The organism is Chthonomonas sp. (assembly GCF_035294165.1).
Lineage (GTDB): Bacteria > Armatimonadota > Chthonomonadetes > Chthonomonadales > Chthonomonadaceae > Chthonomonas.
In genome coordinates this window covers 39,898-55,596 of record NZ_DATGLN010000075.1, presented here as the reverse complement: position 1 = coordinate 55,596, position 15,699 = coordinate 39,898, and the positions used below count along the sequence as shown (strand labels likewise).

Below are 15,699 nucleotides of genomic sequence, written 5' to 3'. Positions count from 1 at the left end.
TCATACGACTGTCCAGCGAATGGTGAACAGAGGTTCCACGCTCGTCCGCTGATGCATTCGTTTCTCGAGTCTATCAATCAGTTCGTCGCGCTTGGCCATGATCTCATCCTCGACCTCAAAGATACGCTGGCGCTGGCGGCGTTTGTGTTTTTCCAGTTCCTGAATCCGCTTCTGCAAAGCGTGCTGTTCTTCCATGGTCGTGGCCAGGCGTGCCTGGCGGGTGAGCGCCCTGATCTGCTCTCTGGTGTCTTTCAGCTCTTTTTCGGCGGCCAGGACCATGTCGTCCGCCCATTTTTCCAGCTTTTCCCGCGCTTCTTGGAAGTGCCGATTGTTGGTCTCGAGTGAGCGGCTGATCGTAGCCCTAGCGTGCCGATCCGCCTCCGCCTGCAGATGGCTTTCCACATCCGAGGGAATCGAAGGAAGCGGTTCGGCCTTCGCATCGCAGTGAAACAGTTTTTCCATCGTTTCCTGGTCGAGCGCGCGGCCGTCGTCAACGAATCCAGAGAAGAGCAGGTACTCTTCCCGCTCGAACGAGTCGATAACAAGCCGCTGCAGGTGAAGCCAGCCGGAGCGGCCTTTGAGGGCCTCGACCATAGCGATGCGAGTTGGTCGCTCGCTAATGTTGAATTTCACATGGGCTGCCGGCGTAGGCAGTTGCTTCGCAGTTTCGATCACATACTCCCCTAGGGGGTGTGACAAACGGTAAAGAAACGCATTGGGAACCTTGTCCTGGTCTTTCGAAATCAAGCGGTAGTGCCCTTGCTGGATGCCCTCGTGGGGAGGATGTTCCAAGTCGAATGTTAGGTTCACCTCGTCAAAGCGCGCCCGCCCATCGAGAATGAACTGCGTGAGTCGCCAGAACATCGTCCCCACCCGATCGAGTTGCTGACGCGCTCCTTCCAGATTCACGCGCAGTCGGGCATGGACGTCCTCGTCGAAGTGTTCGAGAAGCTTCTGCCGCGTCTCGGCCATGCGAGCTTGGATTTTTTCGTCAAGCTCCTGGCGAAGCTGTTGAAAGGCGCTTTCGATCTCCTCAGGAGTCCGGCACTGTTGATAGATGTCTAGTATCCTTCGTTCAAAGTCCACACCCGACTCGATGGTTCCTAAAACTTCATCGGACGCCCCAAAAACGCCATTGAAGAGGTTGAATTTCTCTTCCAGAAGTTCGTAGACTCGCCGATCAGCCGCGTTTTTTTGGTTGAGGAAGTTGATGACAACGACATCATGCTTTTGCCCGTAGCGATGGCAGCGACCGATCCGCTGCTCGATTCGCTGGGGATTCCAGGGAAGGTCAAAATTGATCACCAGCGAGCAAAATTGGAGGTTGAGGCCTTCTCCACCCGCCTCTGTCGCGATAAGGATCTGGCCGTGATCGCGGAAGTGCTCGATGATAGCGGTACGAATGTCCACAGGCCGAGACCCGGTCGCCCGACCATTTTCCTTGTTGGCTTCCAGCCAGCGCTCGTAGATCGCCGTCGTTTCCGGCTCCCTGTTTGTTCCGTTGAAGCTGATCACGCGGCCCGCGTAGCCATTAGCCTCCAGAAATTCTTTTAGGTAGGCCTGCGTGCGTCGCGACTCGGTGAAGATCACCGCCCTTTGTGCCGCTCCCATCTCGGTCATCTTCTTGAAGCCGATCTCAAGCGCCTTGATGAGGGCGCGGGCTTTGGTGTCGATGCCGATGCTTCTTGCCCACTGGGCGTAGCGGGTGAGTTCGTCGATCTCTGCAAGCAGCTTTTGACGGTCGAGCGCGGGTTCTACAGGCAAAGATACTTCGTTCATGAGTCGTTGTTGCGTCTCTTCATCACTGCTGGGCGGATCGAGTATCTCATCTAGTAAATCCTCCTCGATCTCTTCGTCGGTGATGAGGCGCTCAACCAGGTCTTCTGATGTCGGCATCCTGTCACGAATGGCGATGAGGCGGTCGCGCAGCGCTTCCAAGGTAGCTGCCACTGCCCGCGGGGAGGAGGCAAGCAGCTTGCGCACGATTAAAGCCGTCAGGTGTCGTTGCCGATAAGGAAGGGCATAGGTGTCGGTGCGTTGAAGGAACGCTGAGACGGCTTCGTACAACCTTTGCTCCTGCTCCGTGGGATCAAAAGGCCGCGTGATCAGGCGACGCTCGGTATACTGAATGTATTCGGTTACCTGTCTACGCAGCGTGCGAATGGAGAATGTGCGAAGCCGGCGCCGCAGGTCTGCCATGTTCCCGTTGGCGTTCATGAACTGGCTCCGAAAAGACGAAAGATCACCGAAAAGGTGTTCGTCAATTAGCGTTGAGAGGCCGTAAAGCTCCAAGAGGGAGTTCTGCAGGGGTGTCGCCGTCAGCAGTACCTTGCGTCGCTCCCCAACCGCCGACCGGATGTTCTGGCCCATGCGATTGGATGGACGGTAGACATTTCGGAGCTTGTGAGCCTCATCAATGACCACAAGGTTCCATGGGATGGGATGAATGTCAGCGGCGTGTTGGCTCGCAAAGTGCAGCGATGTAATGACGATTTCGTCCGCCTCGAAAGGGTTAGCAAAGCCTCGAGCTTTTCGCTCTCGATACTCCTTCGCATCAAGGATGACCGTGGGAAGACTAAACTTCTCTGCCAACTCAAGCGCCCACTGCTTGCGAATGGATGCGGGGCAGATCACCAGAAGCCGACGCTGTCGTTCAGCCCAGAGCTGGCAGAGAATGAGACCGGCCTCGATGGTCTTCCCAAGACCAACCTCATCGGCAAGCAGAGCACCTTTGGAAATAGGAGAACGGAAGGCAAAAAGTGCCGCCTCGATCTGGTGGGGGTTCAAGTCGACGCATGCATCAAAAAGGGACCGGGAAAGACGCTCCACTCCCGCCCCACCGATATGTGTCAACTCACTCGCAAAGTACTTTGCATGGTAGACAGTGCTCATCGTGCTAAACCCACCAAAATATGCCGAACCTGCACAACTGCAGTCGTGCCGTTCCATCGCTCGCGGACGTAAGGCCGTTTCTAAAACCGCGCAAAACGGTCTCCGCCCTTCCCAACGCAGCGTGCGCAGCCCCAACGGCCACCAACATTAGCCAGCGCCGATATTCGGTGATAGCTGCCTCGTACTCAGGCATGTGCCATACCGTGATCTTACGACACTCGCCTCGGTTGTTCCTCTCCAAAGCAAACGTCGCCACATTCCGGTCGGTTGCAGAGGTATAAGTGTAGCAGCCCCTTTCCATCACGGCTGCCAATGAGCTGGCAGCGCGTTTCGTGGCCCAGGCAGCTACTCCTGCTCGGTAGCGGGTGGACTCGGCTTCTCATTCACGGCAAAGAGCGCAATAAGAAAAGCCGTTAGCAGCATCACCGCGCAACCCAAGAACGGCCACCCATGGTTGGGAACAACTAAAAACCCTAGGCGGAAGCCGGGCTGCCTATAGAGAAAACTGCCCACACCAATGCCCACAATGGTGCCAAGCGCCTGTGCTGTTCCCACCGCGCCAATGGCCGCTCCGCGTTGGCTTGCATCGCTTAAAGAGCTTACCAGTGCCATCCAAGCGGGAAAGGCCAGCACAAAGCCAAGCCCAAGCAGCGTTCCGTAGATCGGCAAGGTGGCGCGATGTAAAAACAGCACCATGAGCCAGAAGGAGGCAGCACACGTCCCGATGCCGATCTTGATCGCCAACGGCTTCCCCATTCGGTCGCCCAAGGCCCCCATCGGCGCCGAGAGAACGGCAATAAGAAGCGCCGGAATAAGCAACATGCGCCCGAAATCCGTCTCTGTAAGATGCAAAGCCGCCATTAAGAAGAGCTTTACGTAGGCCATGATCAGCCCGATGCCGAGAAAAGTGATGAAGGTCATGAGGAGTATCATGGGCATTCGGCGCATCATGGCACGGAAGGCCTTAAAATCGAACTCGCTTGTGGCCTTGGCGTGGCCGGCTCCGGGGTGATCGTTTGGCAGCACGAGCACGGCGATCAGCGAGGTTAAGAGAAACAGCACCGAGGCCAAATAGAAGGAGAAGCGCACGGGCGATGGCCCTTGAAGATGGAGGCGGTACCGGGCAAAGTCGTCTATCGCCCCTCCAAGAAACGGCCCTACCGCAACCCCGATGAGATAGGCGATATTGAAATAGCTCATCGCAGCCGTACGCCTGTTTTCGGGAACGTGGTCGCCGATAAGGCTAAACGCCGACGGCCAAAGCGCCGCCGCCCCAATACCGTCGAAAATGCGCAGCAGGATGAGGGCAAAGGGACTATGCACGTGGGGCGTCAGCACCGCCGTGGACGTGGAGAGGAGAGGGCCGGTGATCATCATGACTTTGCGCCCGAAGCGATCGCCTAAAATGCCAAACGGTGACTTTAAAAGGCCTTCCGTCACCAGAAAAGCGAGCATGGCGATGCCCACGAGATGATCGCCAAGACGGAGGTCATGAATATAGACCGGCATGGCCGAAACATTCACGGTGGTGTAGCCCAGCTCGCCGAACACGGCCACGCAGACGATGGCCAAAAGTAACCCCCTTACACTCACCGTCGGAGCGGAGGTAGAGGCCAAAGCCGTTTCCTGAGAAGTTCTCTCCTCAGGGCGTTCGGATGGGGTTTCTGAGGGCGCTTCCAAAGGAAACTCTCCTTTGCCTAACGGAATAACAGGCCGACGGCATCGGCAGTGCCGATACGCTTTTCAAGACGAAACAGTGCATAGGTTTGGTTTCGTTATTATATAAAGAACCCACCTGTACGCTCGAGGCGCACAGGTGGGTTGAGGAGAGTATTAGGCGATGGCGACTTCTTTGCCCGTTTCTGCAGAGCGATAGATGGCTTCGGTAATCTGCGCTACGATTAAGGCCTGCTCACCGGTTACCAGCGGCTCCTTGCCGTCACGTACACATTCCACAAACGACTTGATCTCGGCGTTGTAGGTGTTGAACTGCTGACCACCACCGGGCACACGCGGCTCGAAGTGATAGAGCGCTTTATGCTTTTCCTGCACAATGGTGGGCGGGCTTGTTTCCAGACCGCCGTCCGTGCCCAACAGCGTTATGTTTAGGGTGTCCTGCTTCCAGTTGGCGGCGAAGCTCGCCTCAATCGTCATCGTGAGGCCGTTCTCGAATCGCACAAAGCCAACGGCCAAATCCTCCACGGTGAAGTTCTTATAATCCCACTGGCCCATAAACCCAACGAGGTCGCGATTGCCCAGTTTCTGATAGGTCACACCGGTAGCGCTGATAGGTTTAGGGTGCCCCATAAACCAGAGCGCGAGGTCAATTACGTGTACCCCGATATCTATGAGAGGGCCTCCACCCTGTTTTTCCTTATCGGTAAAGACACCCCAACCGGGAATGCCGCGCACGCGCAAGGCCTGCACGCGCGCATAGTAGATGTCGCCCAGATCGCCGGCATCTATAAAACGCTTCAGCGCCTGATGGGTAGGCGAAAAGCGCGAGTTGAAGCCCACTTGCAAAATTTTGCCCTGTTTGCGCGCCGTCTCCACCATCTCCTTTGCCTCTTGGGTATTGATGGCGATAGGCTTCTCGCAGAGCACATGTTTGCCGGCCTTCAAGGCATCCACGGTAGGCCCGTAGTGTGCCGCATTGTGCGTGCAGACAGAAACCGCATCAATCTCATCGAGTTCTAGCAGCTTGCGGTAATCGTCGAAAAGATGTTTTACTTGCGGGTAACGTTGTGCGGTGCGTTGAAGGGCTTCTGGATTGATATCGCAGAGAGCCACAATTTCACACTCATCGGGGATGTTTGCATAGCCGGGAAGATGCGCCCCATTGGCAATACCTCCCGTGCCGATCACACCCACTCGAACTTTTTTAGCCACGTTCTCCTACAGTCCTTTCTTTGGTTATTTTTTTTGGAAACTCTCGTTTCACAAAGGAACGCCGATTAGCCGGTTTTGAGAGGCTGCTGCGTCCTCTGAGAACGCCATACCAGCCTCACAAAACGCGGTAGCAGCAGCACTTTGCCCAGTTTGCGCGGGTTGTTTAACAACCGCCATAGCCACTCCAAATGAAGCCGACGCATCCATTGAGGGGCACGCCTTACCTTACCGGAGAGCACGTCGAAGGTTCCCCCCACCCCAATCGCCACCGGCACCCCAAGCGCACGCTGATAGGTGGCTATCCACTTCTCCTGTTTCGGAATCCCCAAGGCCACACACAGAATGTCGGGTTGGCAGTGGCGTATCTCCTCTAGGATGGCCTCGTTCTCCGCCGAGCCGAAGAATCCATGATGGGCCCCCACAATTTGAACGCCCGGATAGCGCCGGCGCATACGCTCGGCAGCAGCAGCCGCGATGCCTGGCGCCGCCCCGAGAAAGTAGAGGCGGTAGCCTTTCTGCGCAGAAAGCGCACAAAAACGTTCCACAAGCTCAACGCCTGATACGCGTTCCGCTAAAGGCGTTCCCTGCCGCCTTGCCGCCCAAAGCACCCCCGCGCTATCCGGCGTTATAAGGTCGGCAGCGAGTAAAATAGAGCGTAACTCCCTATCCTCCTGCGCCATCACCAACATGGATGCGTCCGCCGTGATAATGTGTCGAGGCTTGCGCTCCTGAACGAATCGCTCCACAATATCCAGCGCCTCCTGCATGTCTACCCGATGCACAGGAAGCCCCAAGATGGTGATGGCGGGAACCGTTTTGGCGTCCGCCTGGGTCTGAAGGTCGGTCATAGTATAAACTATCCTTTAGGGCCTACCCCAAAGCCGGCATTTCTGGTGTACAATATCGTGCGTGAAGAGTCCTACAGTGCGAAGTCCGCTTAGAAGTATACCCTTGAGATTTCAAAATGCGAATTAGCGTGCGCCGATTAGCGCGTGAATGGGCTTTGAAGGTGCTTTATCAATACGACGTGGGCGATGGTGATCTGCATGAGGTGCTCATGACCGCCATGGATCACCTTCGTCAGGATTTCGTACATCTCGGCTCACGCACCAGCAGCGGCTCTCCCTTCGAGGAGGTCTGCTTAGATGTTCTCACACAGCCTCTTTTGCCTCGACTGCCCCACTTTCATTTGGCTTTGGCTCGCCTCTATGCTTTCGTGGCAGCCGCCCTGCTGGGAGAGGCCCCGTGGTGGCAAGAGCAGCTTCTGGAAAAGTCGTTGCGCAATAAACTGCCCTCCGGTGTCTTACAGCCCCCTTACCTACTCTCCGCCCTCCCCAAACGGGCCTTTTTGCCACCGCCCGGCCATCCGCTCGAAGCCGATTATGAGGCCCTAACCTTCCAAGAGAAGGCCGATCTGGAGCAGTTTCTTCAGGAGATGAGAGAAAACTTGCCTCGTCACCTCGAAAGCCTCATGCGTGGTATCGCGCGCCAGGAGGCGAAACGCATTTTGGATTCTCTCCCTTCCTCCGCGTCGCCGGAAGAGACCAGAAACCTCTTGCTAACACAACGCGAGGAGTTCAATCGGCAGCAGATAGCGCGTTGGCGTCAAATCGCGGATACGGTGAGGCACTATCTTGAACTTTGGCTTCGTACTGCCCCCTTCGCCACCCAGTTGGTGCTCGATGTATCGCAAAACCGTAATCAACTCGACACAGCCATTGGAGAGACGGCCGTAGGTTGGCGACTGGAACGCCTCGTAGCGGTAGACCGCAACATCCTCCGTATCGGCGCTTGTGAGCTGCTGATCCGCCGCGAGCTTCCGGCTGCCGTCATCATCAACGAGGCCGTGGAGCTGGCCAAAAAGTATAGCACCGCCGATTCGGGCCGTTTCGTTAACGGCGTGCTGAGCGCGATGGCTGAAAAGCTTGCCACCACTCCAACGCCCTCGCCGCATCTCATGGAACAAGAAGAGACCCTCATCGAAATGGAAATGGACGGAAAGGACGAGAGTTGAGCGAACAAACGGAACGAAAAGCCATTTTACTCGATGGTACCGCTACAGCGCGAACGATCCGCGCCGAGATCGCCGAGGCGGTACGCGCGTTCAAACAGGAACGGGGCATCGTGCCCCATCTCGCTGCCGTGCTCATCGGCGATAACCCCGCTTCAGAAACCTACGTGGCCATGAAACAGAAGGCCTGTGGATGGGTAGGCATGGAATCGTCGCTGCATCGCTTGCCCACCGACACCACTCAGGAAGAGGCCGAGGCGCTTGTGGAGCGACTCAATGCCGACCCTCATGTCCACGGCATTCTTGTGCAGCATCCACTTCCGAAACATCTGCACGAGACGGCCGTGCTCGATAAGGTTTCGGTGGAGAAGGATATTGATGGCATTAGCCGCATGAGCTTAGGCGCCCTCGTCAACGGCGAACCGGCCTTCCCCGCCTGCACACCCGCCGGCATTATTGAACTGCTCGATCGTTACCGTATCCCCATCGAAGGCAAACATGCTGTGGTTGTGGGGCGAAGCATCATCTTGGGAAAGCCCATGGCTCTCCTTCTCCTAAACCGCAACGCAACGGTTACCATCTGTCACTCACGCACCCAAAATTTGGCCGAGCAGACACGGCAGGCCGACATTCTTGTTGCCGCAGTGGGACGCGCCGAGATGATAACCGGCGACATGATTCGTCCCGGCGCGGTGGTCATAGATGCCGGTTACAACCGTGTAGAGGGCCGTAGTGGGGACGTGGGCGATGTGCATTTTGAATCGGCGGCGCAGGTTGCCTCCTATATTACCCCTGTCCCAGGAGGAGTTGGCCCCATGACCATCGCCATGTTGCTGCGCAACACGCTCCTTGCCGCCATGGGAAACTATCCGATCATCAGATAGCCACCCTTTACAATTTTAGGGCTTTAGCCCGCGAGAAAGCCCCGTTGCTTTAGCGTCAAGGCCGACGTCCTCCCCCTCAGTGGATGAAAGCGCTTTTCTGGCTTGAGCCGGAGATGGTGGTTGCATCTATGGACAAAATCGTGTATGCTAATGACATGGAAAACGACACTCTGAGCTACCGGCGAGACGAACATCAGGTACACTTGATTGGGTACCCTCTGGGCTGGATACCGAAGCGGCGCAAAGCGGTGCTAACGGGTGCTGTTGCCGACGAGTGTCGCCAGCTTATCGAGCAGAAAGCGCAGGGAAAAGGTTGGACAATTCTTCAGTTAGCGATACAGCCCGACCACGTCCATCGGTTCATTCGAGTTTGGCCGACCGACTCTGCGGCCGATGTAGTAAAAGTGGCACCGGCGGTTCGGCGTCAAGGCCGACGCCCTCCCCCTTGGTGAGGATTGAAACGTTGTAAAAAAACCTAAATCTGCGAGGAAACGAATGGCAAAAAAAGCGAATTCGAGTAAAGGCCCTCTCTGCCCAGAAGACTTAGAACAGATGCGCCGTGATTTCCAGGCCAACCCTATCTTTCGGGTGGCTATGAACGCGGTTTGCAAAACCCCTATCAACCAGGTTGCCCTTAATCGTCATGTAGTTACCCGCACCAACCACACCTTTTCGCATATGGTGAAAACAGGGGCGGCCACAAGCCAAGAAAGAAGTGGTCGCTGCTGGCTCTTTGCCGCCCTGAACACCATGCGAATGGCCGCAGCGGAACAGATGAACCTGGAGGATTTCGAGTTTTCTCAAAACTACCTCATGTTCTGGGATAAGCTGGAAAAGGCCAACTATTTCTTAGAAAATATCCTCAAAACACTTGACGAACCCACCGATGGTCGCCTGATCAACTGGCTCCTGCAATCCCCCATTCAAGATGGCGGACAGTGGGATATGTTTGTCAACCTTGTACACAAGTACGGGCTTATCCCTAAAAGCATCATGCCCGAAACGGAGAGCAGCAGCAATACAGCTAGTATGAACTACTACATTACCGCCAAGCTGCGCGAAGATGCGGCCGAACTACGCAAAGCCCACAGCAAGGGCGTTAAGGAGGCCAAACTGCGTGAACGCAAAGCCGAAATGGTGAATGAAGTCTACCGTATGTTGTGCATCCATCTCGGCGAACCTCCTCAGGAGTTTCTTTGGCAGTGGCGCGACAAAGATAAGACTTTTCACCGTGACGGGGTCATTACACCACATGAGTTCATGCAACGCCATGTGCCCGTAGACCTCGATGAGCGTGTTTGTCTCATCCATTGCCCTATTTTAGACTACAACAAGCTCTACACCATCGAGTATCTGGGCAACGTTGTAGAAGGGCACATTGTGCGCTACCTCAATGTAGAGCTTCCTGTCATTAAAAAAGCCACCGTCTCCATGATCAAGGATGGCAAACCGGTCTGGTTTGGATGCGATGTAGGCAAACACTTCGACCGCGATCTGGGGCTTATGGACTTAGAGCTGCACGATCTGGAAAGCCTCTACGGTGTCTCCTTTGGGATGGATAAGGCCACTCGTCTGAACTACGGCCATAGCCAGATGACCCATGCCATGGTGTTTACCGGTGTGGACCTCGACGAAAAAGAGCGCCCGCGCAAGTGGCGCGTGGAGAACAGTTGGGGCGATAAAGGCGGCGACAAGGGCTTCATGGTGATGACCGACCCCTGGTTCGATGAATATACCTATGAGGTGGTAGTAGAGAGGTCGTACGTCGAGCCGAAAATCCTCAAGGCGCTCGATACGAAGCCTATTCCTCTGCCCCCCTGGCACCCGATGGGCTCGCTGGCCTGTGCCTAAAACCCATCCTCTTAGCATTACGGGCAGCCGAATGGCTGCCCGTAACTTTTTCTCCACTAAGGTCGCTTAGAAGAGTGTAGCCGTCCACGTGCCGGAACCGTTGAACACGTTGCCCGACACCAAACCGCTGCAGCTCCAACTGCCCTGCAGTGACGGTTGCCCAATGGCAGCGCCGGCAGAGATCGTGGCCGAGGCGCTGGCACCGCTCGCTAAAGGAAATACGGGCGTGAGAGAGAGCGCGTTGTTCGAGCCAAGGCTGCCGAAGGCAAGCACCACCTTCTGATTATGAGGCAGCGTGGTGTCGGTGTTGTCGTGGGCATACAAAAGTAGCTCCTTGTTAGGAAAGAGGAAAAGGAACCACGAGCCAGAAGGACCCGACGAACTGCCGGCAGCCTGGGCGCTGAATGTACCTACATAGGCGGCACCAGGTGTTCCTGTAAGGGTGTTCGTGTTGTTTTGAGAGCCGCTTTGGCTACCGCTACCGGCCGAGCTTCCGGAACCTCCAGAACCGGTAGGCGGCGGAGGCGGCGTGCTGCCACCGCTCGAGTCGCTTTGTGCCGAGGCGTGGGTCGCCTCCCAATGGCCATCGAGTTGCCCGTTTGCAGAAGCCCAATGCCCGTGCATCTCTTCACCGTCCACAACACCGGTCACGGTGTAAGAGGCATCGGTTGTGGTGGCCGTGAAGGAGCCGTCCGATTGTAGCGTGGCAGAAAAGCTATCGGCATCGGAGACAGCCCCTCCACTGGAGGCCAGCACAAGGACGCCCTGTACGGTGGAATGGGCGGTATCTACCACGAGGTCTACGAGAGCATGAACCGCCTTCCCCTCGTTCTCCTCATCCGAGGCCGCCTGCGAAGGCGGTTGCCCAACATAGGCTCCGCCGATAACCGCTTGCGCCTCCTCTTGTTCGACCTGCTCGGCCACATTTTCCTGGTCGGTAAGCTGTTTGGTAAGGTCAATGTTAGGTCCATGCCCCGCCTGCTCTTGGGCAAGCACCTGCTGCACAAACTGGCTTACCAACGTCCCTAGATCGGCCGTACTGGATGCCAGGTTCGCCTTGAGCTGTTGTAGCAGGTAGCCCACCGCCAATGTGGTGTTTTCGTCGGCATCGGCCACCACAGGCCCGCTTGAAGAGGTGGTACCGGTGGAGGCATAGGTAGCCACCGTTACTGTCGCCGGAGTGCCCGTGCCGGTAACGGTTTTGCTGGCCTGTACCACGAAGTTATGCCCTGGCGGCAGGTTCTGGAACTGGTAGTTCCCGTTGGCATCGGTTGTTGTGGTTGCAACAGGGGGGCCGGTAATCGCATTGGCGCCTCCTTGGGTAATATCGTAGAGGCTTACACTGGCGCCTGGCAGAGGCACATTGGTGGATGTTGCGCGAAAGCTAACCCCGCGCGTTGGGGTTCCGGATGGCACGGTCACGGTTCCTGTGAGGCTGGTGGTACTTCGTGTCCCCACAGAGCCTCCGCCGCCGCCACACCCTGTTAAGGCTACGCCGAAACCGGCTGCAGCTAACCCCAAAAGCAGGTAACGACCAACTTGCATCATCTGTATCTCCTCCAAGGTGAAAAAGCCCATCCGAGACGGTTTGTGGGAGATGAGCTACTAACTCGATTATCGGATGTTCAAACAGAAAAGAACATAGTAAAAAAACGAGAAGTCCGCAGTGTTTGTGACGTCAACTACCGCCCCGTAAACGAGGTGGCTTGTCCCTACATGAAAGCGATTGCTTCCTGCCGGAACATGAGGACGGCTGACAGGTCGCCCTGTTCGCTCTCGCTTCACTTCGAGGTGACGTCAGCTTCGCATTCGAGATGACATTGTTTTCAAGTTGAGGCTGGCCTTAAAATGGATTAGAGGGGGAATACGCCAGTCTGGTTGTTCGACTCCCAAGAGGGCAAAAGAGTTCCCTACCGGCCTATCTTCCCCTGTTTCAAACCCTATTTCACCGGCCAAGGGGAAGGCAACGACAGCGTCCAATAGGTGTCGGGATAGGGAGCTTTAGCAAGCAAAGCATCTCTGGACAGGACATGGGGGCCGGATGCGATCTGGCCTGCGCCAAGTCCGTAAAACCGGTTTCCAAGTATCTGCGCAGGAACGGGTGAAGCGTTGTGCACGGCGGTAGGAGGATGCGCCGTTTGATCGTTTAGCACCACGTTATCTTGAACCGTGAGAGAGGAAGGACTCTTGAGATGGCCTTCCTCACCAAAAGCGATGATGATCCCGGCTTCCGATTTCGGCCCCTTCTCGATCAGATTATTCTGGATACGTGCGAGGCCGCCGTTGGGCAGATCGATGCTGAAACTGGTCGTTCCATCGGGGCCATCGGCGATGACGGAGTCGGTTATGGTTGTATGTCGGGCACGGCTCTTGATGTTGTGCCCCACAACGGCCGCATAGAAATAGCTGTGCTGAACCACCAAATTGTTGGCATTTCCAACGTAGAGGTTGTGTGTAAAACCGTCGCCGGCACCGTTATGTGCGAACTCGCAGTTCCGAATGGTCAGCGTGCCACCTTGACCAAGCAGGCCATCCTGATTATTATGAAAGTAGCAGTTTTCAAGGGTTAAATTGCCGCCCTGCCAGCGAATGCCGGCATCGTTGCCGCTGGGGCCTTTCGCCCCAGAAAACTCCAGGTTTTGAAGAATGCAGTCGGTGTTAACGATAAAAATCCCCTTATCGTTCGGAATAGGCTTCGTGCAAACGAGATGAGCCATACCACCAACGCCCACAACTCGAACTTTGGCATCTATGCTGGCGAAATCGTTGAGGTAGGTGCCTGCCTGTACGCGAATGGTATCGCCATCGTGCGAAGCCGCAAGTGCCGCCGACAGAGTCGCAAACTCCTGCCCCGGCCCCACGGTAAGCACCCGCCAGTTTGATGGAGAAGGCATTTGAACAAAAAGCGTTCCCTTGTCATTGGCCCCTATCCCACCCACCATCAGCAGCACAAGGCCTGTAAAACGAAAGAGTGTCGCATGGGTCACTTGAGGTTCTCCAAGGGAAGCTAAAAAGCTTGAGGCGGCCTATCTGTTTGGAACAGTTTGGCTTCGACGTCTGGCGACAGAGCGGGAGGCACAGCACGATCTAACTCGGCCCGTGCCTGAAGCAGAGCAAGACACTCGTGAGCCGCCGCAGCCACCGCTTGCGGGAGGGACGGCAACCGGAGCAGGTCTTTTAAAAACGGGATGGCACGCGGATCGTTACGCCGTTTAATGTCCTCGATGATCGCCAAAGCGATATCGCTGTCCAATGGGGCCCCCGATTGGCTGGCACGCAACAGCTCTTCGGGCCTCTCCAGATGCGCATCCATAGCCGGGCGCAGCAGCTGCTCCGGCATAACCGGCTCAACCTGTGAGGCCCGCAAAAGAACACGGGTCTCTTGTTCACGACGTAGACGCTCCTCAATGCGCATCTGCGCCTCGAAGGCCGCCTGGCGAATATGCGGCAGATGGCCGTACTTTCCTCTGCCTCGCGCGATGAGCTTTACCGAGGAGAGCACGCTTCGGGTGCCCACTTTTGCAAAGGCCTCGAGTATTCGTTGCACAAGCAGCTCGTTGGGGGCGTTCAGAAGATGAGACAGCAGCTGAAGAGTAGAGGGTCTGAGCATGCCGTAGTGCGCCGATGTCAGCAGGGGCAGCAGATGACAGAGAGCGGTGCGCGCCTGTATACGTACAAACAGCATGTCGTTTACCGCTGCAACTGTGAGAAGATCGAGAGTCTCCACCGCCTGAAGGGTTTGCAGAGAGCGCGCGGCCTCTCCTCTGATCTGGGCAGCGTGCGATCGGGCAGCATCCCACACAAACAGATGCACGAGAGGGTAGCTAAGAATGGCAAGAACCAAAAGACCAACCGGGTTAAGCGTTATCGTCCCGATCACAAGGCTGATAAAGGCTGAACGCGCCACGATGCTGCGAAGCGATGGGTTATATCGCTTCCTTATCACATCGGCGAGTGTTTGTATGGCAGCCGTACGCTGATGGGGCAGTAGAGGGATATGCGATAGGCACCAAGCAGCCAATCGCGATTCGCGCCAATGGTACTGATTAGGAGAGACGAGAGCCTGCTGAAGCTCTGCAAAGGCCGTCACCGACGGCGTCACATTGGCGACGATATGCTCGGCGATCGCACGAATGCGGCTGCGTTGCGAAACCTGTTCTAGCAACGAGAAGGCATGTCGCACCTCATCGTTACCTAAAGGAGGTGGCTGTATGGGCGTATTCATCATAGCCTTGGATGAGCCTTTCTCTAGGGATATTACCACCGTTTGCCATCAAAATCATCGTTGTTCACCACAAAGGAGGAAGGCGGTTCTGCGTTCGACTTGAAGCTCTATGTCTCCACCAAGCTCCTCCGAAAGTGCGCTTTCCGCTTTTTGGCCTCTTATGCACATTATATATCTAGCAAACCGGCAACGTTACCGAAAAATAACGAAACTTTTCTCATGCTACATCGGTTATCTATAGCATACCGTACCCATGTACCGTGTAGCAGGACAAGGAGGCAAAACATTGAAAAGACAGATGATCTGCTTTCTTGCTGTACTGTGCCTTTTTGGCTGTGGCCCCAACAAGCAGGGTGCAGACCCGTCCCACCAAGTTGCACACCCTGATCTGCTGATCGTGGCTATAGACAGGTCTGGTTCAACAACCCCTTTTCGAGACCAACAGCTAAATCAGCTCGACCTACTTGCTACCTATGCCCTTAGCTACAAAATACCTATGGAGATATGGACATACGACCATCAATCCCAGTGCATCTTCGGGCCACGCGTGCCACCCGACGAGTACTCCCCGGAGTTCAAAGACCTGAAAGCGCGCTATTTCGCGCCGCAACATCTATCCAGGGATTTGGGCACGCGGCCGTGCGCTCTTTTTCAGTTCATTGCAGATGACCCGCATTATCGTCAATCCGCCCGACCGGTTGTGGTAATTCTTACCGATGGCGACGACGATGACGGCAACGTAACGAACTTCTGTAAGCAAGCGCAAGCGCTTTGTCAAGGCCACCCAAGCCTACAGCTCTATGTTATTGACATCACACCCAACAATCGGCCTCTGTGGGAACGGGCTTTTCAAGACAACCTTCAGAACCACCTACAGCTCGCCGGTTTAGATGAGTGGCAGAGCGCCCTTTCGTCGCTCTACCGGAAATAAAGGGACAGGAAGGAGC

13 protein-coding genes are annotated in these 15,699 nt (G+C 55.9%); 5 read left to right on the top strand and 8 right to left on the bottom strand.

What is annotated here, in order from left to right:
* The 5 genes from VKV29_RS03940 to VKV29_RS03920 form a co-directional block, all read right to left on the bottom strand.
* Entirely contained in the window at window positions 1-2,892 is a 2,892-nt protein-coding gene (locus tag VKV29_RS03940) for an SNF2-related protein (RefSeq protein WP_343217332.1), read from the bottom strand.
* Window positions 2,893-2,896: 4 nt separating this feature from the next.
* Complete coding sequence (locus VKV29_RS03935; RefSeq protein ID WP_324199999.1) at window positions 2,897-3,133, bottom strand: hypothetical protein; 237 nt, start codon at window positions 3,131-3,133, stop codon at window positions 2,897-2,899.
* A gap of 104 nt (window positions 3,134-3,237) precedes the next feature.
* A complete protein-coding gene (locus tag VKV29_RS03930) occupies window positions 3,238-4,572 on the bottom strand; it encodes an MFS transporter (protein WP_324199998.1) in 1,335 nt (444 codons plus the stop codon).
* A gap of 153 nt (window positions 4,573-4,725) precedes the next feature.
* On the bottom strand, window positions 4,726-5,781 hold the full coding sequence (locus VKV29_RS03925; RefSeq protein WP_324199997.1) for a Gfo/Idh/MocA family oxidoreductase: 1,056 nt from the start codon (window positions 5,779-5,781) through the stop codon (window positions 4,726-4,728).
* A gap of 65 nt (window positions 5,782-5,846) precedes the next feature.
* Window positions 5,847-6,629, bottom strand: coding sequence for a WecB/TagA/CpsF family glycosyltransferase (locus VKV29_RS03920; protein ID WP_324199996.1), 783 nt, complete (start codon window positions 6,627-6,629; stop codon window positions 5,847-5,849).
* A gap of 116 nt (window positions 6,630-6,745) precedes the next feature.
* Between VKV29_RS03920 and nusB the strand changes: the two genes are divergently transcribed.
* The 4 genes from nusB (at window position 6,746) to VKV29_RS03900 (ending at window position 10,527) form a co-directional block, all read left to right on the top strand.
* A complete protein-coding gene (nusB, locus tag VKV29_RS03915) occupies window positions 6,746-7,795 on the top strand; it encodes a transcription antitermination factor NusB (protein WP_324199995.1) in 1,050 nt (349 codons plus the stop codon).
* Window positions 7,792-8,676 carry a bifunctional methylenetetrahydrofolate dehydrogenase/methenyltetrahydrofolate cyclohydrolase FolD gene (folD, locus tag VKV29_RS03910; RefSeq protein WP_324199994.1) on the top strand — a complete coding sequence of 295 codons (885 nt, stop codon included), beginning with the start codon at window positions 7,792-7,794 and terminating at the stop codon, window positions 8,674-8,676. The genes nusB and folD overlap by 4 nt, the downstream gene beginning before the upstream one ends.
* Window positions 8,677-8,804: 128 nt before the next feature.
* Window positions 8,805-9,128, top strand: coding sequence for an IS200/IS605 family transposase (gene tnpA, locus VKV29_RS03905; RefSeq protein ID WP_324199993.1), 324 nt, complete (start codon window positions 8,805-8,807; stop codon window positions 9,126-9,128).
* Window positions 9,129-9,171: 43 nt separating this feature from the next.
* Window positions 9,172-10,527, top strand: coding sequence for a C1 family peptidase (locus tag VKV29_RS03900; RefSeq protein ID WP_324199992.1), 1,356 nt, complete (start codon window positions 9,172-9,174; stop codon window positions 10,525-10,527).
* A 66-nt stretch (window positions 10,528-10,593) separates the two neighbouring features.
* Here the strand turns inward: VKV29_RS03900 and VKV29_RS03895 are convergent, their stop codons facing one another.
* The 3 genes from VKV29_RS03895 to VKV29_RS03885 all read right to left on the bottom strand — a co-directional run bounded on the left by VKV29_RS03895 (window position 10,594) and on the right by VKV29_RS03885 (window position 14,755).
* Window positions 10,594-12,075, bottom strand: coding sequence for a carboxypeptidase-like regulatory domain-containing protein (locus VKV29_RS03895; RefSeq protein WP_324199991.1), 1,482 nt, complete (start codon window positions 12,073-12,075; stop codon window positions 10,594-10,596).
* Window positions 12,076-12,467: 392 nt separating this feature from the next.
* Complete coding sequence (locus VKV29_RS03890) at window positions 12,468-13,514, bottom strand: right-handed parallel beta-helix repeat-containing protein (protein ID WP_324199990.1); 1,047 nt, start codon at window positions 13,512-13,514, stop codon at window positions 12,468-12,470.
* 20 nt (window positions 13,515-13,534) lie between these two features.
* Window positions 13,535-14,755 (bottom strand): hypothetical protein, encoded by a 1,221-nt coding sequence (locus VKV29_RS03885; protein WP_324199989.1) that lies wholly within the window; start codon window positions 14,753-14,755, stop codon window positions 13,535-13,537.
* Window positions 14,756-15,038: 283 nt separating this feature from the next.
* Between VKV29_RS03885 and VKV29_RS03880 the strand changes: the two genes are divergently transcribed.
* Window positions 15,039-15,683: a vWA domain-containing protein gene (locus VKV29_RS03880; protein ID WP_324199988.1), complete on the top strand. Its 645-nt coding sequence runs from the start codon at window positions 15,039-15,041 to the stop codon at window positions 15,681-15,683.
* Window positions 15,684-15,699: the final 16 nt, after the last annotated feature.

Bases quoted from the DNA above. Each gene is read 5' to 3' on its own strand.
- VKV29_RS03940 (WP_343217332.1), bottom strand. From the start codon at position 2,892: ATGAGCACTGTCTACCATGCAAAGTACTTTGCGAGTGAGTTGACACAT.
- VKV29_RS03920 (WP_324199996.1), bottom strand. From the start codon at position 6,629: ATGACCGACCTTCAGACCCAGGCGGACGCCAAAACGGTTCCCGCCATC.
- nusB (WP_324199995.1), top strand. From the start codon at position 6,746: ATGCGAATTAGCGTGCGCCGATTAGCGCGTGAATGGGCTTTGAAGGTG.
- tnpA (WP_324199993.1), top strand. From the start codon at position 8,805: ATGGACAAAATCGTGTATGCTAATGACATGGAAAACGACACTCTGAGC.
- VKV29_RS03900 (WP_324199992.1), top strand. From the start codon at position 9,172: ATGGCAAAAAAAGCGAATTCGAGTAAAGGCCCTCTCTGCCCAGAAGAC.
- VKV29_RS03895 (WP_324199991.1), bottom strand. From the start codon at position 12,075: ATGATGCAAGTTGGTCGTTACCTGCTTTTGGGGTTAGCTGCAGCCGGT.
- VKV29_RS03885 (WP_324199989.1), bottom strand. From the start codon at position 14,755: ATGATGAATACGCCCATACAGCCACCTCCTTTAGGTAACGATGAGGTG.